Below are 21497 nucleotides of genomic sequence, written 5' to 3' on the forward strand. Positions count from 1 at the left end.
TCAGCAACCAACCCGCTAGCCGAAAAGAACGGACAAATCGGGCATTATGGATGTCATGACTCTCGCTGCCGATCGGCGCACCGCATGCAGGTAACCGCACTCGAGTGGGTGGTCACCGTCGTGGTGATCCTCGCCCTGTTCGTCTTCGACTTCTATGCTCACGTGCGCACTCCGCACGAACCGACCTTCCGGGAATCAGGGTTCTGGTCGGCCGTCTACATCGGTCTCGCGCTCGCCTTCGGCGGCTATGTCGCCTGGCAGTGGGGCGGCACGTACGCGGGGGAGTACTACGCGGGCTTCGTCACCGAGAAGGCACTCTCGGTGGACAACCTGTTCGTTTTCCTGATCATCATGTCCACCTTCGCGGTGCCGCGGATCTACCAGCAGAAGGCGCTGCTGATCGGCATCGTCATCGCGCTGGTGATGCGCGGCGCGTTCATCGCCGTCGGCGCGGCCGCGATCAGCGCGTTCAGCTGGGTCTTCTATCTGTTCGGCCTGTTCCTCATCTACACCGCGGTCAAGCTGATCCGGGAGAGCGGCCACGAGGTGGAACACGAGGAGAAGCGCGACAGCCGGATCGTCGCGCTGGCCAAGCGGATATTGCCGACCACCGACAGCTACGACGGCGACAAGCTGGTCACCCGCGTCGACGGACGGCGCGCGGTGACCCCGCTGCTGCTGGCGCTGCTGGCGATCGGCTTCGCCGACCTGCTGTTCGCCCTGGACTCGATCCCGGCGATCTACGGTCTGACGAGCGAGCCGTACCTGGTATTCACCGCAAACGCGTTCGCGCTCATGGGTTTACGGCAGTTGTACTTCTTGATCGGTGGACTCCTCGATCGGCTGGTCTATCTGTCCTACGGTCTGTCGGCGATCCTGGCGTTCATCGGCGTGAAGCTGGTGCTGCACGCGCTGCACGAGAACACGCTCCCGTTCATCAACGGCGGTGAGCACGTCAGCGTGCCGGAGATCTCGACGGGGATCTCGCTGAGCGTCATCCTCGGCATTCTGGTCGTCGCGACGGTCGCCAGCCTGCTGCGCACGCGCGGCGCCGCGCGCGAGGCGGACGCTCAGAACACCCGGTTGTAATCCGGCGCGATCTCGAACCCGTGCCCGTCCTCGTCGTTGCGGCAGGTGACGCTGTCCTCCTCGGCCTTACAGGTGAACCCGTGCGCGGTGAGGCTGGAACCGGCGGGCAGCACCGGCCCGGCGCCGTCGCCCGGCGCGGTCTGCGGGCCGGTGTAGAACCCCTGGTTCACGCACAGGTATCCGGCCTCGTCGCCCACCGCCACGGCAGCGGCGGCCGGGTCGGTGCTCCAGCAGTACTGCACCTGCGGCGGGGCGGGTGCGGTCGCGCCCTGGCAGCCCGCGGTGTGCCGTTGCCTGCCGACCGCCTGGTCGAGGATGCCGCAGGTGATCAGCCGGTCGCCGGTCTGGAAGTAGTAGCCGTCCGCGTTCCGATAGACGACCGGGTCGGCGACACCGGGCCGGGTCAGCGGGCGAGCCGACGACGAGGTTGCTGGGTCCGATTTGTCCGGTGGACCCAGATACGCGTACAACAGCCCGGCGGTGGCAGCCGTCGACGCGAAAACCGCTACGTATGTGCGCATGGCGCGAGTCTGCCGTGTGGGAGACGCCGGAGCTCTGTAGCACGCCCGGTGTGTCGCCGCAAGTTAGCTGATCACGGGTAAAATCGCGGCGCTCACCGGAACGCCCGCCCGTCGTGGCGCGGGCGGGAGCCGGGGTTCAGGAGGCGAACGCGCCGAGTACCGGCAGCCACTCGACCACGCGCACGTCGTCGATCAGCTGCTCGCGCGCGAACGGGTCCACCTCGAGCAGCGCGTGCAGCGCGTCCGCGTCGGCGGCCTGGAACAACAGCAGCGCGCCCGAGCCGTCGGGGTACGGTCCGCTGCTGAGCAGGGCGCCCGCCGCGAGCTGGTCGGCGAGCCAGCCCCGGTGCTCGGGACGGTGCGCGTCCCGGCCCGGGACCGTGGCCGCGGAGTAGGTGTAGTGCACGGCGAAGATCGGCACGGTCGCTTCCTAAAGGTCGAGAGTCAGAGAGTGAGCAGCATCCGAGTATTGCCGAGGGTGTTCGGCTTCACGTAGCTCAGGTCCAGGAACTCGGCCACACCGGTGTCGTAGGAACGGCACATCTCCGCGTACACCTCGGCCGTCACCGGCGTCCCGTCGATCTCGACGAAACCGTGCCGGGCGAAGAAGTCCACCTCGAAGGTCAGCACGAACACCCGCCGCAGTTCCAGCTCGCGGGCCACCGCGACAAGTTGCTCCACCACGAGCCTGCCGACGCCGCTGCCCTTGACATCCGGATGCACCGCGACCGTGCGCACCTCGCCCAGGTCGGCCCACAGCACGTGCAGCGCCCCGCAGCCCACGACCCGGCCGTCCAGTTCGGCCACCCAGAATTCCTGCACCGCCTCATAGAGCGTGACCAGGTTCTTTTCCAGCAGTATCCGGCCGGCGTAGACATCGACCAGGCGTTTGATCTCGGGCACGTCGGAGGTTCGCGCGCGTCGGACAACCGGGGTGAGGTGCTGCGTGCGCAGAGGCACGCCCGGATGTGCGTCGCTGGTCGAACCACCTAGTGGTCCCCGAGAGTTCATGGGGTGCACAGTAGTCGGGCCGGTTACCGATAGGCTGATCGTGTGCCACACATCCAGTCGTCCCGTCCACCGCATCGCGGCGGGCAGTGGGTTCGGCATGACGCGCGTCGCGCGCCGGTGAGCGGGGTGCGGACGTGAGTGCGCAACCGGAGGAAATCGACCGGCGCTGGGCGGCGCCGAACCCGATCCGTTCCGGCTTCGTGCCCGCGCAGGCCGAGCCCGCGGTCCCGCTGATGAACATCGCGAACATCCTGACCATGCTGCGGATCGCGCTGGTCCCTCTGTTCGTGGTGGCGCTGTTCGTCGACGGCGGGCACCAGACCGGCTGGCGGATCACCGCGGCCGCGCTGTTCGGTATCGCGGCGATCACCGATCGCTTCGACGGGCAACTCGCGCGCAAATATGGACTGGTCACCGATTTCGGCAAGCTCGCCGACCCGATCGCGGACAAGGCGCTGATCGGTTCGGCGGTGATCGGGTTGTCGGTGCTGGGCGATCTGGCCTGGTGGATCACCCTGGTCATCTGTGGCCGCGAGATCGGTGTGACCCTGCTCCGGCTGATCGTGGTGCGGCGCGGGGTGATTCCGGCGGGTCGCGGCGGCAAGCTGAAGACCCTGGTGCAGTCGATCGCGATCGCCTTCCTGCTGCTGCCGTTCACCGGTTGGCTCGCCGGCCTTGGCATGGCACTGATGTACGTGGCCGTCGCGTTGACGGTGCTCACCGGACTCGATTACATCGGTCAGGCGGCACGCGTGTGGTTCGCGGGCGGGCCCGGTCGATCGCGCGGCGCATGAACGCCCCCGCGGCCGATCCGTTGATCGCCGGCGCGCCGGCCGCCGACCTCGTGCGCACGTTGACCGCGGCGGGCCAGACCGTGGCCACCGCGGAATCGCTGACCGCCGGCCTGGTGGCGGCGACCATCGCCGGCGTGCCCGGTGCCAGCGCGGTGCTGCGCGGCGGCCTGGTGGTGTACGCCACAGATCTCAAACACAGCCTGGGCGGGGTCAGCGACGAAGTACTGGTGACCGAGGGTGCGGTCGCCGCGAGTACCGCCGAGCAGTTGGCGGTCGGCGCCCGCACCCGCTGTGGCGCGGACTGGGGTGTCGCGCTGACCGGCGTCGCCGGGCCCGACCCGCAGGACGGGCACGCGGTCGGCACGGTGTTCCTGGGCCTGGCCGGGCCAGGGCACACCGAGGTGATGCGGTTGCAGCTGCGCGGCGAGCGGTGGACGATCAGGCTCGAGGCGACCCACACCGCCTTACGCGAACTCCTGCGCTGCGTACCGCGCCCGGACCACGGTCCGGGCGGGCAAGATGGGCAAGGTGAGTGATTTGCGCCGGGCGGGAACCAACCGGGGCCGGTCCGACGTTGTGCGAGAAAGAACGGCGTGCGTGGCACTCGTGAGTACCGCGCAGGTCCCCTGACAGGGAGCGAAGGAGAACGAGATGACGCTGCTGCGAGAGGCCATCGGGGACAGTCTGCGGCGTGCTCGTCTCGCCCAGAACCGGACGCTGCGCGAGGTCTCGACCTCCGCGCGAGTGAGTCTGGGCTACCTGTCCGAGGTCGAACGAGGCCGTAAAGAAGCATCCAGTGAGTTACTCGCCGCCATCTGCGCGGCCCTGGACGTACCGCTGTCGCGGGTGCTCTGGGATGTGAGCACGATCATGGCGGGTGCCGACGGCCTGCCGACCCAGTCCCCGGCGGGAGCCGCCGCGGTACCCGCGGAGGTCGAGCAGACCGCCGCCGAAGGCGCCGAAGCCGCGCCCGCGGCGGCCGCGCCGGCGCAGGACACTCCTGCTCCGGAGCCCGCGCTGGCGCCGGCGAGCGCCGCACTGTCGGTGGCCGGGGCCGCGGGCCGCCCGTTGCCGCTGGCGGTCGACACCCGAATCGTCATTCCCGCACCGAAGGCCGACATGCTGGTCCTGGTGAAGGGCATGTGACAACCGACGTAAGCGGCAGCCGTGGCAACGCTGCGGACCGGCGCCGAAAGCGGATAGATTCTCTACAAGGCGTCTGGTTGGGCTGGGTATCCCGGCCCACTTGCCGCATGGTGGAGGATAGGCACATATCGAGTGCGTGACGGTCGCGCACTGGAGTCGCGCCGAGCGCGGCACGTCAGATGGAGGCGGGATCAATCGATGGCTAATCCGTTCGTCAAGGCCTGGAAATACCTGATGGCCCTCTTCGATTCGAAGATCGAGGAGCACGCGGATCCGAAGGTCCAGATTCAGCAGGCTATCGAGGAAGCCCAGCGCCAGCATCAGGCCCTCTCGCAGCAGGCCGCGTCGGTCATCGGCAACCAGCGTCAGCTGGAAATGAAACTGAACCGGCAGCTCGACGAGGTCGAGAAGCTCAACGCCAACGCGCGTCAGGCGGTCATGCTCGCCGACCAGGCGACCGCCGCGGGCGACACCGAAAAGGGTATCCAGTACACCAACGCGGCCGAGGCGTTCGCCGCGCAGCTGGTCACCGCCGAGCAGTCGGTCGAGGATCTCAAGGTGCTGCACGACCAGTCGCTGCAGGCGGCCACCCAGGCCAAGAAGGCGGTCGAGCAGAACGCGATGCTGTTGCAGCAGAAGGTCGCCGAGCGCACCAAGCTGCTGAGCCAGCTGGAGCAGGCCAAGATGCAGGAGCAGGTTTCCGCGTCGTTGCAGCAGATGGACTCGACGCTGTCGGCGCCGGGCACCACACCCAGCCTGGACGCGGTGCGCGAGAAGATCGAGCGGCGCTACGCCAACGCGCTCGGTTCCGCGGAGCTCGCGCAGAACACGGTGCAGGGCCGCATGCTGGAGGTGCAGCAGGCCAGCATCCAGATGGCCGGGCACAGCAAGCTCGAGCAGATTCGCGCGTCGATGCGCGGTGATCAGCTGCCCGCCGGTGGCGCGGCCCAGCCCGCCGTCAATCCCGCGCCTGCCCAGGCCAATCCGGCGCAGCCGCAGATGAACAAGGGTCAGGCCGCACAGCAGTAGCGGTTCGGACGCAGGGCGAGGATCGTGTCGGTGGCAGCTGGTTCACTGTGGGGCACACGGAATCCCGGTCGGCCGGCCGTCGGCCAGGCCGGGACCGTGCCGGTCCGATCCTCGCTACCAGTGGGAGAAGAACAGGCATGAGTCAGTCCGGAAAAGCGCGACCGGGCCGCAAGCGGGACGCCGCGATCGTCCGGGCCCAGGCCGCGCTGGCACCGCAACCGGGCAGCCTGCCCGACAGCCTGCGCGAGGTCGGTGAGCACGCGCTGGTCGCGGTCCGCCGCTGGGCCGACCCGCGGGAACGGGAACTGCGCCGCAGGCGCCGGGCGCGCCGCCGCAGCTTCCAGCTCGGCACCGCCGGTGGGCTCACCACCGCCGGCGCCGTCGGTCTGGCCGTCATCTCGGCACCCGCCTGGATCGTCGTGGTGATCGGTGGCGGCGCGGTCGCGCTGGTCACCGGCACCGCGCTCAGTGCCCGTCGCTATCTGCGCCTGCGGGGCGCGCCGCTGCCGCAGGCCGCTTTCATTCCGCGTAAGCAGCCACCGCTGTGGTCGCGCGCACGTGGCCCGATCACCCGGCTGGTGCGCGCCGAACGTGCGCTGCACGGCCTCGGCGCGCAGATCGCCCGTGGTAACCGGCTGCCCGACGACGAACTCGCCGACATGCTCGAGACGGCCGGCTCCGGGTCCGCGGCCCTGCACGCGCTCGCCGCCGACGTGACAGCCATGGAACAGGCACTCGGTGCCATGGGCCGCTCGGATTCCCCCGCCGCAGTGGGCCTCACCGACAATCTCCAGTTCGCCCTTGCCCGCCTCGACACCGGAGTCGCCGAGTACGAGCAGGTCGTGGCCGCCGCGGGCCGCATCCTCGCGGTCCCCGAAAGTGCCGTGCTACGCCACAATTTCGACGCCATCGTCGCCGACCTCCGGCACGCCGCCGACCGACTCGACGGCTGGGCCCAAGCCCTCACCGAAGTCGCCGACCAACCGTCCCCCCTCACCCACCCCGGTCAACTCTGAATCATCCCGCCTGCCGCGGGCAGCCTGCACCCTGGTCCTGCTCGGGTGCGAGAGTCTGGCTTTGCGCAGGCTGGGTGAGGTTGTGGCTTGGCGTGTTTGGCTGGGCGAGTCGCGGGGTCACAGACCTTCCATACGGTTCACAGCAGCTACAGCCCCTGTGAACAGTGCGGAACCTCTGTGACCCTCAACCTATCTGTCGCTTGGTACGGACCAACCGGCCCGCTACCCGACCGCCCCACAGCCAGTTGACCACGCCGGAACCCGACGCCGCGCAGCTGACCTGCGCCTACAGCCGGGTACGGCACGCGACGTGCTCAGCACTATCCCGGTAACTCCCGCGGCAGGTATACCGAACTAGGCAGCCGCGGAAGGAACTTCGAGACAGAAATTAGCCCTCCTCAGGGTGCGAAACCTGGCTCCGCCCCAGCGTGAAACGTCTGGTTCCGCCTGGGCCGTGAAACGTCTGGCTCCGCGTCGGCCGCGAAAACCTGCAGTGCCGAGCATCGTCGTTCGGCGCCGGACCTTGGTCGGCGAGCGTCGTTGCTCGTCAGGGCATTCGGGTGACGGGTAGCTGAGTTGATTCGATCGTCGGATCGCTGCGCGAGGTGCGCGCCGTTGCGCACCGTTCGCGGTCGACCGTCGCATGGCCCTCATCGCCGCGCGGCGGGTATGGACCGGGGCAGCCCCGCCTGCGCCGGGTCGGCTCATCGGATCGGGTTACAGCTCGTCCAGGTCGATCAGGCCGTCCTGGAGGGCCCGGACCACCAGGGCCGCTTTGGTGTTGGCGGTGCGGCCGACGGCGGCGTACTTGGCGCGGATCCGCGTGATATGCGTGTTGACGGTGCCGAGCGAGAGGTACAAGCGCTGTGCCACATCGGTTTTGGAATCACAGAGCACCCAGGTGACGAGCACTTCACGCTCGCGGGCAGACAGAGCGGCGTCGGGCCACTGGTGCGCCGGAACAGCCGGGGCGGCCGGGAAAAGAGGATGCGGCCGGACGATGGAGAGGGGGAGGGAATGCGAAGTTGCGGCTATCATTGATACTTCCTTTATGCAATGATTCCGGCTGGTCTCCGCGGGGGTGAACGACTCGGAATCCTGCGCCGGACATCGTCTTCCGACTCTATGCCGCGGCAAACAATCAGGAAATTCCCCACAAATCAGCCCTCAGTTCAGGGGTCTTGATTGCCTCCGCTAACCACGTGCGGGACGTCCAGGTCGGAGCGCACCACCCCGGCCGCGCTCACATCGATGCGCAATTCGTCCTTGTCCCGCAACAGAATCGAGACCACATTCGTGCGCCCGGGTGGTAAAACGCGCGCATTCATCTCACCGCCGTCCGCGTAGTCGAGCGCGTCCCGCAGCACGGTGCGCACCGTGTCGCGGACCGTGTCGCAGGCCTCGTCGAGGCCTCCGCCATCATCGAGCACCACTCGCACACCGCGCGCTCGCGCACTGCGCGCCGCCGCGGCGACCGCCGGATTCACCATCAGTCCGCCCACGATCTCGTCCCGCAGCTGCGCCTCGACCAGGCGGCACTCCTGCTGTTGTTCGGGGGTGAGCGGGCGCCCGCGCGCGATGATCTCCAGCAGCGGGCGGGCGGCGCCGTCCAGTCGCGCTATGCGCGCGTCACGCTCGCTTTGCGCGGCCAGCGCGGCCGCCTCCGCCGCAGCTCGTTCGGTTTCCTGTCGGCGCAGACTCAAGATCGAATGGGCGATGGGCCGTACGACTTTGGCGAAGAAGGTGGCCATGAGCAACGGGGTGATGTTGATGAAGGAGAACCCGGCACCGAGCAGCGGTCCCTGACCGGTGGCCGTCGTCCAGGCGACGCAGGTGGCGATCTGGCAGGCCATCGCCACCCAGGCCCAGCTCGTCGCGCCGCGTACGCACAGGAAGTTGAGATACGCCGAAGCGGCTCCGAGGAACCAGATCTGGGTCGAGTTGACCATCGGCACCGGAAGTTGCCAGAGCGCGAGCGTCGTACCCACCGGCGCGGCGGCGGCCAGCGGGATGGCGAGGTGGCGGGGGAGCGGGTCGCCGGGTGCGAGGAGCATGCCGACACCCGCGCCGAGAATGATCGTGGCCGCCACGCCGGTGATCCAGAGGTGCCGGATGCCGTCGCCGGCCGCAAACGCCATCGAGTAGATCGACACCGCGAACAGCCCGCACAGCAGGTATGCGGCGGGCGTGCGCATGCCGAGGATGTCGCGTACGTCCGCGGGATCGCCGTCGCGCCGGATCGTCTTGCCGCGCAGATGATGCGCCAGTCGCCGCAGCGTCGTCATGCGGCCCACCCGACGCTCACCCGGCTGCCGCGCCCCGGCGTGGACTCGATCGCCGACCAGCCGCCGGGCAACTGTGCGATCCGATCGACGATGCTCGCGCGCAGGCCGAGCCGGTCGGGCGGCACCGTGTCCGGGTCGAAGCCGATACCGTCGTCCACCACGTCGACCCGGATGTCGGCGGGCGTCGCGGTCACCGTCACCTCGCAGGCGGCCTCGCGCACCGGCGAGCAGGCGTGTTTCTTCCAGTTGCGCAGCGCCTCACCGGTGGCCGCGGCCAGCGCGGTCGCCACCTCGGGCGGCACAGTGAGGTCGGCGCCGTCGTGCGGGGCGACGCGCAGCGGGATCCGGTCGTCCACCTCGGCGGCGGCTGCCCGGATCCCGGCGACGACGAGGTCGACGTCGAGGTCGTCCTGGGCGGGCAGGCCGGAGCGCAACCGCGCCAGATTGCGCAGCGTGGATTGCGCGTAGTGGGCCAAGATCGGGGAGTTCGCCGTGCGGGAGGCTTCGAGCAGGGTGGCGATCACGCCGTCGTGGGTGAGGGCGTCGAACCGCCGTCGCTCGAAGCGCCGGGCCGCAGCGGCGGCTGTCGCGGTGGCGGTGGCCAGCGCCGAGTTGCTGGTCTGGTCGAGCACCCGGCCGATCCGCACCAGCACCACGCAGGCGGCGCACGGGAACGCCGAATAGGCAAAGGCGAACAGCATTTCGGGCAGCAGCGGATTGTGCACATCGGGCCCGCGGGCGAGCATCACATCGAATTGCGCGACGACCGCCGCGCCCGCCAGATACCCGAACGGCGCCAGCCGCCAGAACAGGCACATGGCGACGGCGGGCAGGCCGGGGATCCAGCCCAACCACAGATACTGCTCGGGCGTGACGGTCTCGCCGGTGCGCAGTACCGGCCAGCTCAGCGCGGCGAGCGCGTAACCCGCCGCGAAGACGAGCACCGCCCGCCGCACGAGGGTCATCCGCCAGCGCGCGGCCGCCACGGCGAGCACCACCGTCGGCAGATAGACCGCGATCAGGGCGACGGGTGTCCACCACGGCGCGGCCAGCGAGGTCTGCGCGAGCGCGGTCGGCACGGTGAGCGCGGCGTAGAACACCCCGCCGAATCCGACGAACAGGCTCGCGCCGCGCACCAGCTTCGCCTCGGCGCCGCGCTGTGCCTCGGAGTCGGCGGGCCGGTGCGCGCCGATCATCGCTCCCGTGGTTCCCTGCCGATGAATCCGTCCCGGGTGGCTTCGCGGTAGAGGTCCACACGGGTGCGCACCGGGCGTCCCGCCTCGGCGTAGCGGCGGCGGATGCGCGCGAGATAGTCGTTCACCGTGTGCTCGGACAGCTCCAGCTTGCGCGCCACCGAGGCCGCGGTCTCGCCGTTGGCGTAGAGCTCGAGCACCTGCCGCTGCCGGGGCGGCAGATCGATGTTGGTCAGGGCCGGGTCGCTGTCGATCGCGGAGGCCCACACCGATGTGGCCACGTGCCGCCCGGAGGCCGCGGCCCGCACCATGGCCGTGGTCTTCTCGGCCGGGTCGCTCTTCAACGCCACCCCGAGCACGCCGGCCTGGGCGGCCGAACGGATCAGGTCGCGCCAGTCGCCGGTGGTGTAGACGAGGCAGTCGATGCCGTGTTCGCGCAACAGCTCGACGTTCGCCCGCGGGCTGGAACCGTCCGCGAGCCGCAGATCCAAGATGGCGAGATCCAATCGCGTTGTCTGCGCGAGGAGTTCGGGGACCGTCGGGGCCATGGCGACGACGGTCAGGTCGGGTTGTTCGGACAGGATGGCGGCCAGCCCGACCGCGACGGCCTGATGGTCTTCGACACAGCCGATCCGGCGGACCTGTCCCGGAATCGCGTACGCGCCCGGCAGATCCGTGACGGCCACGCCTGCCATGGCGAGTAGCCGGCGAATCCCCATGCGTCGGATTGAATCATCAAGCAGCCTGGCTGCCAAGGGTATTCGTCATTTTGTACCGGATGGCATCGTCTTTTACCGGTTTCGAACCAGCCGGTTTCCCGCGCCTCAGCGCAGCCGGTCCCGGCGGCGCAACTCCTCGGCGCGGGCCCGCAGTGCGGCTCCCACCAGCTCGCGACCCTCGGCCATCAGATCGAGTACTTCCCAGGACGCCTTGCGGGCGGCACCGCCCACGATGCCTGCGATGGCGCCGCCGTGCCTGCGCGCTGCGGCGGCGAGTTCTTGTGCGAGTTCGTTTTCCATCAGGCGGCCGACCATCCCTTCGACTTCCGCTCCATCGAGCGCTACCGCAAGATCAGAGTACAACCGTACACTGAACCAGGTCACGGCCGGGAGAGCGGAATTCGACGGTCCCGAGCGACGCTGTTCGCGGACATTCCCCGCAGTATGCCCGGGCTTCGGCACGCGGTGCGCGCGGGTCTTCCCGCCGGGCGCGTCCGGCCGCGTCGCCGCTGTTCCCCCGGTCGATCGCCGATTCTGCGCCGAGGTGTTTGGGTCCCTCGGACCCGGGTAGTTGCCATCGTGTAGCTGATCGGCCTGACCTCGGACACGAGATCGGGAATCTTCACTACAAGGGCAGGAGCAGACAATGCTTGATATTGCCTACCGAAAGTCCGCGATCGACCAGGACACGCAGCGGCTCGATATCAGCCGATATCTGGCCTGGGGCAACGTCGCAGATCCGGTCCGCCGCACGCGGCGGTCCAGGCGCCTCGCCGACGATCTCGACCAGTCCGAGCACAAGACAAGTGCCTGAATATTTTTCATCGAATGCGGGAGCCGGGTCATGCTCCGTCGGCCTGCGTCCGCACCGAATGCACGCGGAGGAATCGAAACCATGACCGGAATGCTGGAAGAACTCATCGGAAGTGCCGTCCTCGATCAGGGCGGTGACAAGATCGGCAAGGTCAAGCGGGTCTATGTCGACAACACCTCCGGCTCGCCGACCTGGGTGGCCGTCTCCACCGGCATGTTCAGCGACGACTCACTGGTCCCGCTGGCCGGTGCGGAGCTGCGGCACGACCCGGAGGCGTTGCAGGTCCGGGTGGAGAAGTCGGAGGTGAAGAGCGCGCCGCATCTCGATCACGACGGGCTGATCAGCGCCGAGTCCGAACGAGAACTGTTCGCGCACTACCACATCGACCCGAATCGGGCCGGCTGGGACATGGGCGGCAAGCAGCAGATGCGCGGCGGCATGCGCCCCGACGAGGCCGCGGGCCTGGTGCGCTCGGAGGAGCGACTGGCCGTGGGCAAGGAGACCGAGGAGGCCGGCACCGCGCGGCTGCACAAGTACGTGGTCACCGAGGAGCAGTCCGTCACCGTGCCGACCATGCACGAGGAGGTCCGGATCGAGCGTGAGCCGATCACCGACCCCTCGGCCGTGGGCCGAGCCGACATCGGCGAGCAGGAACGCGAGGTGACTCTGCACGAGGAGCGGGTGACCGTCAACAAGGAAACCGTCCCGGTCGAACGCGTTCGCCTGGCCGTCGATCAGGTCGAGGACTCGGAGACGGTCTCCGGCACGGTCCGCAAGGAACGGATCGAGGCCGAGGGCGTCGACAAGGATCGCCAGCGCAGGCACGACAGGTAACCGCCGCATCGGCACGGGTGGGGCCCGGGTGACTGGGCTCCACCCGTTGTCGTGTGCCGCCGGGTCGCTGTGGACTGTCGTCGACCGGTTTCCCGGCGGGAATCATTGCGGGTCAACCGGTCCTGGGACCGCCGAGCGGTGCGGTCGGCCGTCGCCCCGTATTGCTATGCGGCACAATCCTCTTCGTCGTGTTTTTCCGTGAGCTGAGTGGCGGCGCCGCCGATGACGGTCCTCGATGCCGGCCGGCTCGGCAGACCGCGAGCGGTGCGGCGGGCATCGTGGTCGCCCGGGCCGTGGTCGCCGCCGCGACCAACGGGTGATCCGGGCTCGGGGTGAACCCTGATTTTCCCCGGATATCGGCGTTGACCTGGTGATTTATCGGTGCCGAGGTGTCAGCATGGAACATGTCGGATCGTCGGAGGGGCGGTTCACGAGACCTCGGAGGCTGGCAATGCTTTGGAAAATCATCGGTATCGTCGCGGTCGTCTGGATCGCGCTGGCCATCATCGGTGCGCTGATCAAGGGGCTGTTCCCGATCCTGGTGATCAGCGCCATCGTGTTCGGGCTGTACCTGCTCTACAAGGCGGTGGCGGGCTCGGACAAGTCCACCGTGAGCAAGTTGTAGTTTCCGGCCGCGCAGTGGCTTGCGCGCGCGTCGGGCGCTGCGGAGTCACGCTGCGGGCGGAGGTCGGCGGAACCAGGTGTGGCCGGGATGCCACCGGGTAGCGCGAGCGAAGTCGCGCGCCGACCGACCGATGGGCCGTGCGCTCCCCAGATGGGGGGAGCGCACGGCCCACTTGCGTACGCTGACCTGACTCATCCGAAAGAGGGGTTCAGTGGAGCAAGTACCCGAGGATTGGCAGCGCGGGCTGGTGATCGTGGCGCATCCCGACGACATCGAGTACGGCGCGGCCGCCGCCGTGGCCCGGTGGACGGGACAGGGCAAGGACATTCGCTACGTGCTGGTCACCAGCGGCGAGGCCGGTATCGCCGGATTGCCGCCCGCACAGTCGGGTCCGTTGCGCGAGGGTGAGGAGATCGCCTCCGCGGCCGCCGTCGGCGTGCAGCAGGTCGAGTTCCTCGGCTACCCGGACGGCCGGGTGGAAGAAACCCTCCAACTGCGCCGTGACCTGGCGGCAGCGATCCGCCGCCATCGACCGGAACTGGTGGTGCTGTTCAACTTCGGCGACACCTGGGCACCCGGCTTCGCCAACAGCGCCGATCATCGGGCCGTCGGCCGGGCCGCGTTGGACGCCATCGCCGACGCGGGCAACGAGTGGATCTTCCCCGACCTCACCGAGCCGCCGTGGTCGGCGCGCTGGGGCGCGGTGGCCGGCCCGAAAGCCACGCACGCCGTGGACGTCACGGCCCACGTCGAGCAGGCGAAGGCCTCGTTGTCCGAGCACCGCCGTTACCTCGAGGTGCTCAGCGCCGAACCGGTGGAGGACCAGGTGCGCGCGATCGTGGAGCGCGCCACCGGCCCGATCGACGGATTTCCCGCCCCACACGCGGTCGGCTTCGAGCTGTACTACTTCGGCGCGGGCCACTGACGCACCCGTTATGACCTCCCGCACCCGCTATGGGGTGCGAAATCGGTTGCGGGAAAACGGAAGTGGTGCGTGCCTAGGGTTTAGGCGTGTCGCGCGGCGACCCGGTCGAGCACCGGACGCCAGGATGCCAGCGGTGCGACCGCGAGGCCGACGACCTTTCCGGCGTCGTCCGCACGACGCAACATGAGGGCGGACTCGAAGTCCGGGTCGGCGCGGAACGCGGCGATCTCCGCGTCGTCCATCGGTCCGCCCTGCGCCACCAGTGTGCGGCGACTGGACGGTGACAGACGTGCGGCATGATCCGAATCTGTCGCTGCGAGATAGCGTTTCGCGACGACGTGCAGTTCGACCAGTCGCGCCACCCGCGTGCCGAGCAGCCCGCGGATCGCCGCGGCGCCGTGCCGTCCATGGCCCGCGTCGTCGCCGGGAACGAGCTGGTGGCCGATGTCGTGCACCAGTCCGGCCACCTGGAGTTCCTCGTCGTCCGGGCAGTGCAGGCGCAGCAGTTCCGCGCACTGCCGGTCGTGGTCGAGGATGTCGACCGGATCGCCGCTGCGGTCCGGCATGTCCCACACGTCCGCGCCGTTCGCCAGCAGCGCCATGAGTTCGTCCACCGTGGACACCTGCACGATTGTTCCCACCTTCGCACTCGATTGGTCTAGACCATATCTTCGGTCTGCCGCGAGGTCACGTGAAGTTCTGCCGTCGAGCAGGTGACCAAGTGGGGGCTGGGTGTGACCCGGCCGTTATGCGGTGTGGCAGGCTGGGCCGATGCGAGTAGCCGTAGTCGCGGGGCCCGATCCCGGGCATGCGTTTCCCGCCATCGCGTTGTGCTTGCGTTTCCTGGCCGCCGGCGACGAACCGGTGTTGTTCACGGGTCCGCGCTGGTTCGACGCGGCCCGCGACGCCGGTATCGGCGTGCGCCGGTTGAAAGGCCTGGCCCCGCGCCCGGCCGACGACGACACCGACGCCGGCCAGCGGATCCACGAGCGCGCCGCGCACATCTCCACCGAGATCCTGCCCGACCTGAGCGCGATGCTCCCGGAGCTGGTGGTCTCCGACGTGCTCACCGCGGGCGGTGGCATGGCCGCGGAACGGCTCGGCGTGCCCTGGGTCGAGTTGTCCCCGCACCCGCTGTATCTCCCGTCGAAAGCCTTGCCGCCCATCGGAAGTGGCCTCGCGCCCGGCACGGGTCTGCGCGGCCGGATGCGCGACGGCATGCTGCGCACGATGACCGCCCGGGATATCCGGCACGGCCTGCGACAGCGCGAACAGGCGCGCGAGAGCGTCGGGCTGCCCGCCGCCGACCCGGGCCCGGCCGCGCGGTTGATCGCGACGCTGCCCGCGCTGGAGGTGCCGCGCCCGGACTGGCCGGGCAACGCGCACGTCATCGGACCGTTGTTCTGGGAGCCCACCGCGGAAATCCTCCAACCGCCCACGGGGGACGGCCCTTTGGTGATGGTGGCGCCCTCGACCGCGCACACCGGGGTGACCGGCATGGTCGAGACCGTCCTGGAAGCGCTCGCCGATGCCGGTGTCCGCGTGGCGATCTCGATGCTCGACACCCCGCCGGCTGAGCTGCCCGCCTGGGCCACCGCCGGTTTGGGCAGGCAGGACGAACTGCTCACGCACGCCTCGGTGGTGGTGGGCGGCGGCGGGCACGGCTTGCTGGCCAAGTCGCTCTCGGCGGCGGTGCCACTGGTGACCGTGCCCGGCGGCGGCGACCAATGGGAGCTCGCCAACCGAGCGGCTCGCCAAGGCAGTTCGCTGCTGGTACGGCCGTTGACGGCGGAGGCGGTCCGCGCGGCCGTCCTGGAGATCCTGTCCACCGAGAGTTTCGCCGTCGCCGCGCGGGCCGCGGCGGAGTCGGCGAACGAGGTGGCCGACCCGGTCGAACTGTGCCACCGAGTGCTCGACGGGGTGCGAGCCGGATAGCGCGGTTTCCCGCCGCCGCGAACGGGGGCCGTGGGGCGCCCGGGCGGGCGCGGGTATCTTGGGCACAGTGCGGTTGACGGAGTTCCAGGAACTGTTGCATACCGAGTTCGGGTCGGCCAGGGGCGATGCCCTGCTGGCTGATCACGTGATCCCTTCGCTGGGGCGCACGGGTGCCGATGCCATCGAAGCGGGCGTGGATCCGCGTGACGTGTGGCGGGCCCTGTGCGCGGAGTTCGATGTGCCGCGGGGGCGGTGGTGACGGTGTCCGGCCGCGCGGTGGGCCACGACGAGCCGCTGTATCGGTTCGATGAGCGGCAGCGGATGATCCCGCTGGATCCGGAGCGGCTGGCCGCGCGCCTCGCCGCGGCGGCGCCGGCCGATTTCGCGGGATTCCGGCAGACCGGAATCGAGGCGATGCTGCTCGGGCGCTACGCCGAGGCCCTCGACCATCTGGATCGCGCGCTGGAACTCGTGGACACCGAACAGCGCCGGATCACCGTGTGGATCAATCTGGGCGACGTGTACCGCTACCAGGGCGACGCGGCGACCGCGGAGACGCTGTACGCGCGGGCCGTGGCGCACGCGCGGGCCGCCGCGCCCGACGTGCTGTCGTTCGCCGTGCAGCATCTCGGCAAGGCGCTGGCCGAACAGAATCGGCTGGACGAGGCGCACGCCCTGCTGCGGGAAGCACTCGATCTGCGGATCGCCGAAGGGGACCCGGAGGAGATCGAATCCACCAGGGTGGCGCTGGAAACCCTGTCCGCGCTGCCGATTTCGCTGCCGCCCGCGGTCGCCGCGGTGCTCGGCGAGGCGCCGAGCTGGTCCGCCGAGCACGAAGGGATGAGCGGTGGCGTCTCGTTCGTCAACGGGGCCTACTGGGTGAAGCGGGGACCGCGCGCGGTGGCCGAACAGCAGCGGCTGAACTGGTTGCGCGAGCGCGGGATTCGGCTACCCGAGATCACCGTCTACGCCGAGGACGTGCTGGTGCTCGCCGACGCGGGCGTGCCGAGTCTGGCCGCGCGCGCCGAGTCCGGGACCGGCGCGGACTCGGTCGGCACGATCATGGGCACGCTGCTGCGTACCCTGCACAGCCTCCCGGTCGCCGAGTGCCCGTTCGACGGACGGCTCGACCTCGTCTTGGCGCAGGCCAGGCGGCAGGTGATCGAAGGTTTGGTCGACGCCGACGATTTCGACGACGACAACCAGGATTCCTCGCCGGAGCAGGTGCTCGAGCGGCTGCTCGACGAGCGTCCGGCCGAGACGGATCTCGTGGTGGCGCACGGTGATTTCACACCGCCCAACGTGCTCGAAGGCGCCATCCTGCTCGATGTCGGTGCGCTCGGCATCGCCGACCGCTACCGCGATCTCGCGCTGGCCGTGCGAGATCTGCGCGACGATTTCGGTGCGGCGGAAGTGATGGCGTTCTTCGCCGCCTACGGCCTGGCCGAGCCGGATCCCGTGCGGCTGGAGTACTACCGCCTGCTCGACGAATTGTTCTGAGGTCAGGTCTTTTTCGCGTAGTGCCTGGCCGCTTTGGTGCGGTTGCCGCAGGTCGCCATCGAGTGCCAGCGGCGGGTGCCGTTCTTCGAGGTGTCGAAGAAGAACAGCACGCAGTCGGCGTGTGCGCACTGCCGGATGCGGTCCGGCGCGTCGGCGAGCAGCCGCAGCAGGTTGTCGGCCGCGAGCCAGGCGGGTAGCCAGGCCGGATCGGGCACGTCGACGACCTCCGCGGGACCGGTGTCGGTGAGGGTGCGCCGGATGCGGCCGTGGTCGAGTACCTCGTTCAGCGCGTCGTGCGTGGCGTGCCGGACGACATCGTAGATGGCGGCGCGCGCCGCCAAGGTTGCGGCGAGGGTCGCCTCGTCGGCTTGCGTCCGTTCGGTCAGCCCGGCCGAGGACAGCCAGATGGCCAGACCGGTCACGTCGGTGAGCAGGTCCTGCGGCTGCCCGTGCTCGTTCCACCGCGTGTCCAGCAGATCGAGGGCCAGCGGTTCGCCGAGGTGGGGACGCGGATCGTGCATGACTGAGGGTATCCACCTCCTGCGGGGGGTTCGGGGCGCCGGTCTCATTCTAACTGTCTATCTACATTTTACTGGTTGACGCTTGGTCCTGCGCTGGCTATGTTCTAACCAGTCAAACCAATAAAGGTGGTTTGACAGGTTAGAGGAGGAACACATGACCGCAGTCGCCGCGCCCACGCTCGTCACCGGGCACATCGGGCTCAACGTCGCCGATCTGGCGCGTTCGGTCGACTTCTATCGCAGCGCACTGGGTTTCGAGCAGGTGGCCGCGAGTACCGGCGACGATCGCAAGTGGGCGTTCCTGGGGATCGACGGCAAGGTGATGGTGACCCTGTGGGAGCAGAGCACCGGTGAGTTCGGCACCGAAAGGCCCGGCCTGCATCATCTTTCGTTCCAGGTGGACACCATGGACCAGGTCCGGGCGGTCGAGGCGGTGCTGCGCGAGCGGTCGGTGTCGTTCGCACACGACGGCGTCGTAGCGCACAGCGAGGGCGCGAGCTCGGGCGGCATCTTCTTCACCGACCCCGACGGCATCCGGCTCGAGGTATACGCACCCGCCGGCGCCGAATGCGCGCCCGCGCCCACCGGTTCCGCCCCCACCTGTGGATTCTTCTGAGCCGCAGGACCGTTGCACGCTGCGGTGGGCAATTCCGCCCCTCGCGCTACCTCTTGGACAGGAGTAATGCGATGGCTCCCTTCCACTCCGGCGAGCTGGCCGTCCAGCAGCGGATGGGCCAGGCGGAGATCGCCGGGCGGGTCGGCCGGATGATCCGAGCCGACATCCCGGCCGTCGCCGCGGCTTTCCTCGCCGAGCAGCCGATGCTGGTGATCGCCGCCGCGGACGCGGCGGGCAGGCTGTGGGCGAGCGAGCTGGTCGGCCCGCCCGGCTTCATCCACGCCGTGGACGCGGGAACCATCGCCGTCGCGGCGCGTCCCGTGGCCGGGGATCCGTTGCGGGACGCCCTGACCGGCGCCGCGCGGATCGGCATGATCGCTCTGCAACCGCAGCGGCGCAGGCGGATGCGCGTCAACGGCACGGTCACCCCGGACGGCGCGGGTCTGCGGATCGTGACCGATCAGGTCTACTCCAATTGCCCGAAGTACATATCCCGCAGAGAGATCGAGTCCTACCAGCCGGGGACGGAGCAGGCGCCGCGCCGCAGCACGGCACTCGACGCGGGACAGCGGGCGGCGATCGCCGCGGCCGACGCGTTCTTCACCGCCACCGCCGACGCCGACGGAAACGCCGACGCCTCGCACCGCGGCGGCAATCCCGGCTTCCTGGAGGTGCTTTCCCCGACCCGGCTGCGCTGGCCGGACTATCGCGGCAACTCGATGTTCATGACGCTCGGCAATATCGAGGTCAATCCGCGCTGCGGGCTGCTCGTGCCGAACTGGGCCACCGGCGGCGCGCTCCAGCTCACCGGCACCGCCGAGTTGGTCTGGGCGTCAAGTACTTCCGCGCCCGGCGCGCAATGCGCGATCGACTTCACCATCACCGAGGTGGTCGACTACCCGGCCGGCCCGCTCCGGTGGACCGCGCCGGAACTGTCCCCGGCCAACCCCTGAGAAAGGAAAACGTCCATGCGACCCCCACTGCCTCCCTTCGATCTCGAATCCGCCAAGGCGAAGGTGCTGGCCGCCGAGAACGCCTGGAACACCCGCGATCCGGAGCGGGTGGCCGCGGCCTACACCGAGGATTCGGTCTGGCGTAACCGCGACGAGTTCTTCACCGGCCGCGGCGCCATCGTCGAATTCCTCACCCGCAAATGGTCGGTGGAGAACGGCTACGCCCTGCGCAAAGATCTCTGGGCGTTCGAAGGCAACCGTATCGCGGTGCGCTTCCAGTACGAATGGCACGACGAATCCGGCCGGTGGTGGCGCAGTTACGGCAACGAACAGTGGGAGTTCACCCCCGAGGGGTTGATGTCGCGTCGTGAGGCCAGCATCAACGATGTCGCCATCGCCGAATCCGAGCGCCGCATCCACGGGCCCCGCCCCGAGGGCGACACCTCGGTGCTCCCGCAACAGTGACGACGGGGTGACGCCGGCCCGGCCGGGCCGGCGTCACCCGCGCGAAATCGTCAGGCGGCAACCGCTTCTCGATCCAGTGCGCCGGAGGTGGCGGCGGTCCGCGCCCGGTGGAAGAGGGCGAAGGCGGCCGTTCCGAAGACCAGGCCGACGCCCGCGGCCACCACGAATGCGGCGTCGAGGCCCGCGGCGAACCGGGACAACGACAGCGGCTGCGCCGGCCCCGCGACGCCGCGGAACACCGTGCCCAGCACGGCGACCCCGAGGGCGAGGCCGAGCTGGCGAGCGGTGTTCACCGCGCCCGCCGCGGTACCGCCCTGCTGCGGCGGCACCGCGGCCATGCCCACCGAGACGAGCGCGGGCGCGTTGACGCCGACGCCGACGCCGAGCACCACGAAGCCGGGAACCAATGCGGTCCAGGATGATTCGGGCCCGATCAAGGTGAGCAACCCGGTTCCCGCGCCGATCACGACCAGTCCGGCGCCGATCGTCCACTGCGGTTCGACGTCGTGCAGGAAGCGGCCGAACACCGCGGCGACCAGAAATGCGGTCGCGGCCATCGGCAACAAGGCCAGTCCCGCGTGCAACGGCGTCATCCGCAACTGCTGCTGCAGCCAGAGCGACACCAGGGGAGTGCACGCGAAAGCCGCGAAAGTCTGCCCGCTCGCACCGAGCAGTGTCGCCCCGAAGACGCGGTTGCGCAGCAGGACCAAGGGGAACATCGGTGCGGTGCTGCGGGATTCGACGAGCCCGAACCCCGCGAGCGCCGCGACGCCCAGTATCAGCGCGAGCACGGTGAGACCGTCCGACCAGCCGTGCTCGCCGCCGCGGATCACTCCGTAGGTGAGCGCCGTCGCGGCGGTCGCGAACGCGAGCATGCCCGGCACGTCCACCGCGCGAGCGCCGCGACGGGCCGAGGCCGGAAACACCGTGGCGGTCAACGCGATAGCGAGCACGGCGATCGGCAGGTTGACGAAGAAGATCCAGCGCCACGACAACAGGTCGGTCAGCACGCCGCCGAGCACCACGCCGATACCGGCCGCGGCACCGGTCACCGCGCCCCAGATGCTGAACGCGATACCGCGGTCGCGCCCGGTGTAGGTGGCGTGCAGCAGCGACAGTGTGGTCGCGAACATGGCCGCGCCGCCGACACCTTGCAGTACCCGTCCCGCAATGAGATTCGTCGCGGTACCGGCGACACCGCAGCTCAGGGAGGCCACGGCGAACAGGACGAGCCCGGCGAGGTAGGCGCGTTTCGCGCCGACCCGGTCGGCGAGCGAGCCGAGCACGAGCAGCAGCGCGGCCAGCGCCAGCGCGTAACCGTCCACCACCCACTGCAGGCTGGACAGCCCGGCGCGCAGATCGACGGCGATGTCGGGCAGTGCGACGTTCACGATCGTGACGTCGATGAGCAACATGAACGTGCCGAGACACGCGGCGAACAGGGGGAGCCATTTCCTCACAGGAGCCTCCATGGCGGAATCGAACGATATCGTCGCCAAGCGTGCG

The 21497-nt window shown here is 69.4% G+C and carries 28 protein-coding genes; 17 read left to right on the forward strand and 11 right to left on the reverse strand.

Annotated features, from left to right (window positions below; all coding sequences use genetic code 11):
- The first annotated feature begins 84 nt into the window (after positions 1 to 84).
- The gene (locus NBRGI_RS22130) at positions 85 to 1089 is read left to right on the forward strand and encodes a TerC family protein (protein WP_029899170.1); all 1005 of its coding nucleotides are present in this window, start codon (positions 85 to 87) and stop codon (positions 1087 to 1089) included.
- Here NBRGI_RS22130 and NBRGI_RS22135 read toward each other — a convergent pair.
- The 3 genes from NBRGI_RS22135 to NBRGI_RS22145 all read right to left on the reverse strand — a co-directional run bounded on the left by NBRGI_RS22135 (position 1071) and on the right by NBRGI_RS22145 (position 2621).
- Positions 1071 to 1610, reverse strand: a complete 540-nt coding sequence (locus NBRGI_RS22135; RefSeq protein WP_029899171.1) for a hypothetical protein — start codon at positions 1608 to 1610, stop codon at positions 1071 to 1073. The two genes, NBRGI_RS22130 and NBRGI_RS22135, sit on opposite strands and share 19 nt — an antisense overlap.
- A gap of 136 nt (positions 1611 to 1746) precedes the next feature.
- Positions 1747 to 2031 carry a YciI family protein gene (locus NBRGI_RS22140; RefSeq protein ID WP_029899172.1) on the reverse strand — a complete coding sequence of 95 codons (285 nt, stop codon included), beginning with the start codon at positions 2029 to 2031 and terminating at the stop codon, positions 1747 to 1749.
- Between the two features lie 23 nt (positions 2032 to 2054).
- A complete protein-coding gene (locus NBRGI_RS22145) occupies positions 2055 to 2621 on the reverse strand; it encodes an amino-acid N-acetyltransferase (protein ID WP_081878189.1) in 567 nt (188 codons plus the stop codon).
- Between the two features lie 134 nt (positions 2622 to 2755).
- Here NBRGI_RS22145 and pgsA point away from each other — a divergent pair, with 134 nt between their 5' ends.
- The 5 genes from pgsA (at position 2756) to pspM (ending at position 6606) form a co-directional block, all read left to right on the forward strand.
- Positions 2756 to 3415: a CDP-diacylglycerol--glycerol-3-phosphate 3-phosphatidyltransferase gene (pgsA, locus tag NBRGI_RS22150; RefSeq protein ID WP_029899174.1), complete on the forward strand. Its 660-nt coding sequence runs from the start codon at positions 2756 to 2758 to the stop codon at positions 3413 to 3415.
- Entirely contained in the window at positions 3412 to 3951 is a 540-nt protein-coding gene (locus NBRGI_RS22155) for a CinA family protein (protein WP_051727950.1), read from the forward strand. The genes pgsA and NBRGI_RS22155 overlap by 4 nt, the downstream gene beginning before the upstream one ends.
- A 115-nt stretch (positions 3952 to 4066) precedes the next feature.
- Positions 4067 to 4561: a helix-turn-helix domain-containing protein gene (locus NBRGI_RS22160; RefSeq protein WP_029899176.1), complete on the forward strand. Its 495-nt coding sequence runs from the start codon at positions 4067 to 4069 to the stop codon at positions 4559 to 4561.
- 198 nt (positions 4562 to 4759) lie between these two features.
- Positions 4760 to 5590: a PspA/IM30 family protein gene (locus NBRGI_RS22165; RefSeq protein WP_014986831.1), complete on the forward strand. Its 831-nt coding sequence runs from the start codon at positions 4760 to 4762 to the stop codon at positions 5588 to 5590.
- Between the two features lie 137 nt (positions 5591 to 5727).
- On the forward strand, positions 5728 to 6606 hold the full coding sequence (gene pspM, locus NBRGI_RS22170; RefSeq protein WP_029899177.1) for a phage shock envelope stress response protein PspM: 879 nt from the start codon (positions 5728 to 5730) through the stop codon (positions 6604 to 6606).
- Positions 6607 to 7323: 717 nt separating this feature from the next.
- On the opposite strand, the gene NBRGI_RS22175 is transcribed toward pspM, so the two are convergent.
- The 5 genes from NBRGI_RS22175 to NBRGI_RS22200 form a co-directional block, all read right to left on the reverse strand.
- The gene (locus NBRGI_RS22175; protein WP_081878190.1) at positions 7324 to 7644 is read right to left on the reverse strand and encodes a response regulator transcription factor; all 321 of its coding nucleotides are present in this window, start codon (positions 7642 to 7644) and stop codon (positions 7324 to 7326) included.
- Positions 7645 to 7778: 134 nt separating this feature from the next.
- On the reverse strand, positions 7779 to 8891 hold the full coding sequence (locus tag NBRGI_RS22180) for a hypothetical protein (protein WP_235211065.1): 1113 nt from the start codon (positions 8889 to 8891) through the stop codon (positions 7779 to 7781).
- A complete protein-coding gene (locus NBRGI_RS22185; RefSeq protein ID WP_029899179.1) occupies positions 8888 to 10087 on the reverse strand; it encodes a sensor histidine kinase in 1200 nt (399 codons plus the stop codon). Before NBRGI_RS22185 ends, NBRGI_RS22180 begins: the two co-directional genes overlap by 4 nt.
- Complete coding sequence (locus NBRGI_RS22190; protein ID WP_042256918.1) at positions 10084 to 10779, reverse strand: response regulator transcription factor; 696 nt, start codon at positions 10777 to 10779, stop codon at positions 10084 to 10086. Before NBRGI_RS22190 ends, NBRGI_RS22185 begins: the two co-directional genes overlap by 4 nt.
- Positions 10780 to 10908: 129 nt before the next feature.
- Positions 10909 to 11103 carry a hypothetical protein gene (locus tag NBRGI_RS22200; protein ID WP_141691625.1) on the reverse strand — a complete coding sequence of 65 codons (195 nt, stop codon included), beginning with the start codon at positions 11101 to 11103 and terminating at the stop codon, positions 10909 to 10911.
- Between the two features lie 346 nt (positions 11104 to 11449).
- Here NBRGI_RS22200 and NBRGI_RS48175 point away from each other — a divergent pair, with 346 nt between their 5' ends.
- From NBRGI_RS48175 to NBRGI_RS22225, 5 genes are all read left to right on the forward strand, one after another.
- Positions 11450 to 11617: a hypothetical protein gene (locus NBRGI_RS48175; RefSeq protein WP_156055100.1), complete on the forward strand. Its 168-nt coding sequence runs from the start codon at positions 11450 to 11452 to the stop codon at positions 11615 to 11617.
- Between the two features lie 81 nt (positions 11618 to 11698).
- Positions 11699 to 12451 carry a PRC and DUF2382 domain-containing protein gene (locus tag NBRGI_RS22210; RefSeq protein WP_029899181.1) on the forward strand — a complete coding sequence of 251 codons (753 nt, stop codon included), beginning with the start codon at positions 11699 to 11701 and terminating at the stop codon, positions 12449 to 12451.
- A gap of 188 nt (positions 12452 to 12639) precedes the next feature.
- Entirely contained in the window at positions 12640 to 12771 is a 132-nt protein-coding gene (locus tag NBRGI_RS49655; RefSeq protein ID WP_268808423.1) for a hypothetical protein, read from the forward strand.
- Positions 12772 to 12902: 131 nt separating this feature from the next.
- Positions 12903 to 13076, forward strand: coding sequence for a hypothetical protein (locus NBRGI_RS48535; RefSeq protein ID WP_014986821.1), 174 nt, complete (start codon positions 12903 to 12905; stop codon positions 13074 to 13076).
- Between the two features lie 211 nt (positions 13077 to 13287).
- Positions 13288 to 14001 (forward strand): PIG-L deacetylase family protein, encoded by a 714-nt coding sequence (locus NBRGI_RS22225; RefSeq protein ID WP_029899182.1) that lies wholly within the window; start codon positions 13288 to 13290, stop codon positions 13999 to 14001.
- Between the two features lie 80 nt (positions 14002 to 14081).
- Here the strand turns inward: NBRGI_RS22225 and NBRGI_RS22230 are convergent, their stop codons facing one another.
- Positions 14082 to 14642: an HD domain-containing protein gene (locus NBRGI_RS22230; protein WP_200882209.1), complete on the reverse strand. Its 561-nt coding sequence runs from the start codon at positions 14640 to 14642 to the stop codon at positions 14082 to 14084.
- Between the two features lie 130 nt (positions 14643 to 14772).
- On the opposite strand from NBRGI_RS22230, the gene NBRGI_RS22235 reads away from it, so the two are divergent.
- From NBRGI_RS22235 to NBRGI_RS22245, 3 genes are all read left to right on the forward strand, one after another.
- Positions 14773 to 15936, forward strand: a complete 1164-nt coding sequence (locus NBRGI_RS22235) for a glycosyltransferase (RefSeq protein WP_029899184.1) — start codon at positions 14773 to 14775, stop codon at positions 15934 to 15936.
- Positions 15937 to 16003: 67 nt separating this feature from the next.
- Complete coding sequence (locus NBRGI_RS22240) at positions 16004 to 16195, forward strand: DUF3046 domain-containing protein (RefSeq protein WP_029899185.1); 192 nt, start codon at positions 16004 to 16006, stop codon at positions 16193 to 16195.
- The gene (locus NBRGI_RS22245; RefSeq protein WP_235211066.1) at positions 16192 to 17436 is read left to right on the forward strand and encodes a phosphotransferase; all 1245 of its coding nucleotides are present in this window, start codon (positions 16192 to 16194) and stop codon (positions 17434 to 17436) included. The genes NBRGI_RS22240 and NBRGI_RS22245 overlap by 4 nt, the downstream gene beginning before the upstream one ends.
- 2 nt (positions 17437 to 17438) lie before the next feature.
- On the opposite strand, the gene NBRGI_RS22250 is transcribed toward NBRGI_RS22245, so the two are convergent.
- Positions 17439 to 17957, reverse strand: a complete 519-nt coding sequence (locus NBRGI_RS22250; RefSeq protein ID WP_029899187.1) for a CGNR zinc finger domain-containing protein — start codon at positions 17955 to 17957, stop codon at positions 17439 to 17441.
- Between the two features lie 154 nt (positions 17958 to 18111).
- On the opposite strand from NBRGI_RS22250, the gene NBRGI_RS22255 reads away from it, so the two are divergent.
- The 3 genes from NBRGI_RS22255 to NBRGI_RS22265 all read left to right on the forward strand — a co-directional run bounded on the left by NBRGI_RS22255 (position 18112) and on the right by NBRGI_RS22265 (position 19991).
- Complete coding sequence (locus NBRGI_RS22255) at positions 18112 to 18573, forward strand: VOC family protein (protein WP_029899188.1); 462 nt, start codon at positions 18112 to 18114, stop codon at positions 18571 to 18573.
- Between the two features lie 71 nt (positions 18574 to 18644).
- On the forward strand, positions 18645 to 19526 hold the full coding sequence (locus NBRGI_RS22260; protein WP_029899189.1) for a pyridoxamine 5'-phosphate oxidase family protein: 882 nt from the start codon (positions 18645 to 18647) through the stop codon (positions 19524 to 19526).
- A gap of 15 nt (positions 19527 to 19541) precedes the next feature.
- Positions 19542 to 19991 carry a nuclear transport factor 2 family protein gene (locus NBRGI_RS22265; RefSeq protein ID WP_029899190.1) on the forward strand — a complete coding sequence of 150 codons (450 nt, stop codon included), beginning with the start codon at positions 19542 to 19544 and terminating at the stop codon, positions 19989 to 19991.
- Between the two features lie 50 nt (positions 19992 to 20041).
- Here the strand turns inward: NBRGI_RS22265 and NBRGI_RS22270 are convergent, their stop codons facing one another.
- A complete protein-coding gene (locus NBRGI_RS22270) occupies positions 20042 to 21451 on the reverse strand; it encodes an MFS transporter (protein ID WP_235211067.1) in 1410 nt (469 codons plus the stop codon).
- Positions 21452 to 21497 lie beyond the last annotated feature (46 nt).

The organism is Nocardia brasiliensis IFM 10847, assembly GCF_000710915.1.
GTDB lineage: Bacteria > Actinomycetota > Actinomycetes > Mycobacteriales > Mycobacteriaceae > Nocardia > Nocardia brasiliensis_A.

What these genes read in the sequence shown, in the direction of transcription:
- NBRGI_RS22165 (WP_014986831.1), top strand. Translation starts at nt 4,760, where the DNA reads ATGGCTAATCCGTTCGTCAAGGCCTGGAAATACCTGATGGCCCTCTTC.
- NBRGI_RS22180 (WP_235211065.1), bottom strand. Translation starts at nt 8,891, where the DNA reads ATGACGACGCTGCGGCGACTGGCGCATCATCTGCGCGGCAAGACGATC.
- NBRGI_RS22130 (WP_029899170.1), top strand. Translation starts at nt 85, where the DNA reads ATGCAGGTAACCGCACTCGAGTGGGTGGTCACCGTCGTGGTGATCCTC.
- NBRGI_RS22135 (WP_029899171.1), bottom strand. Translation starts at nt 1,610, where the DNA reads ATGCGCACATACGTAGCGGTTTTCGCGTCGACGGCTGCCACCGCCGGG.
- NBRGI_RS22185 (WP_029899179.1), bottom strand. Translation starts at nt 10,087, where the DNA reads ATGATCGGCGCGCACCGGCCCGCCGACTCCGAGGCACAGCGCGGCGCC.
- NBRGI_RS22160 (WP_029899176.1), top strand. Translation starts at nt 4,067, where the DNA reads ATGACGCTGCTGCGAGAGGCCATCGGGGACAGTCTGCGGCGTGCTCGT.
- NBRGI_RS48535 (WP_014986821.1), top strand. Translation starts at nt 12,903, where the DNA reads ATGCTTTGGAAAATCATCGGTATCGTCGCGGTCGTCTGGATCGCGCTG.
- NBRGI_RS22155 (WP_051727950.1), top strand. Translation starts at nt 3,412, where the DNA reads ATGAACGCCCCCGCGGCCGATCCGTTGATCGCCGGCGCGCCGGCCGCC.
- NBRGI_RS48175 (WP_156055100.1), top strand. Translation starts at nt 11,450, where the DNA reads ATGCTTGATATTGCCTACCGAAAGTCCGCGATCGACCAGGACACGCAG.
- NBRGI_RS22175 (WP_081878190.1), bottom strand. Translation starts at nt 7,644, where the DNA reads ATGATAGCCGCAACTTCGCATTCCCTCCCCCTCTCCATCGTCCGGCCG.
- NBRGI_RS22190 (WP_042256918.1), bottom strand. Translation starts at nt 10,779, where the DNA reads ATGGCAGGCGTGGCCGTCACGGATCTGCCGGGCGCGTACGCGATTCCG.
- NBRGI_RS22210 (WP_029899181.1), top strand. Translation starts at nt 11,699, where the DNA reads ATGACCGGAATGCTGGAAGAACTCATCGGAAGTGCCGTCCTCGATCAG.
- NBRGI_RS22145 (WP_081878189.1), bottom strand. Translation starts at nt 2,621, where the DNA reads ATGAACTCTCGGGGACCACTAGGTGGTTCGACCAGCGACGCACATCCG.
- NBRGI_RS22200 (WP_141691625.1), bottom strand. Translation starts at nt 11,103, where the DNA reads ATGGAAAACGAACTCGCACAAGAACTCGCCGCCGCAGCGCGCAGGCAC.
- NBRGI_RS22250 (WP_029899187.1), bottom strand. Translation starts at nt 17,957, where the DNA reads ATGCACGATCCGCGTCCCCACCTCGGCGAACCGCTGGCCCTCGATCTG.
- NBRGI_RS22260 (WP_029899189.1), top strand. Translation starts at nt 18,645, where the DNA reads ATGGCTCCCTTCCACTCCGGCGAGCTGGCCGTCCAGCAGCGGATGGGC.
- NBRGI_RS22265 (WP_029899190.1), top strand. Translation starts at nt 19,542, where the DNA reads ATGCGACCCCCACTGCCTCCCTTCGATCTCGAATCCGCCAAGGCGAAG.
- pspM (WP_029899177.1), top strand. Translation starts at nt 5,728, where the DNA reads ATGAGTCAGTCCGGAAAAGCGCGACCGGGCCGCAAGCGGGACGCCGCG.
- NBRGI_RS22235 (WP_029899184.1), top strand. Translation starts at nt 14,773, where the DNA reads ATGCGAGTAGCCGTAGTCGCGGGGCCCGATCCCGGGCATGCGTTTCCC.
- NBRGI_RS22255 (WP_029899188.1), top strand. Translation starts at nt 18,112, where the DNA reads ATGACCGCAGTCGCCGCGCCCACGCTCGTCACCGGGCACATCGGGCTC.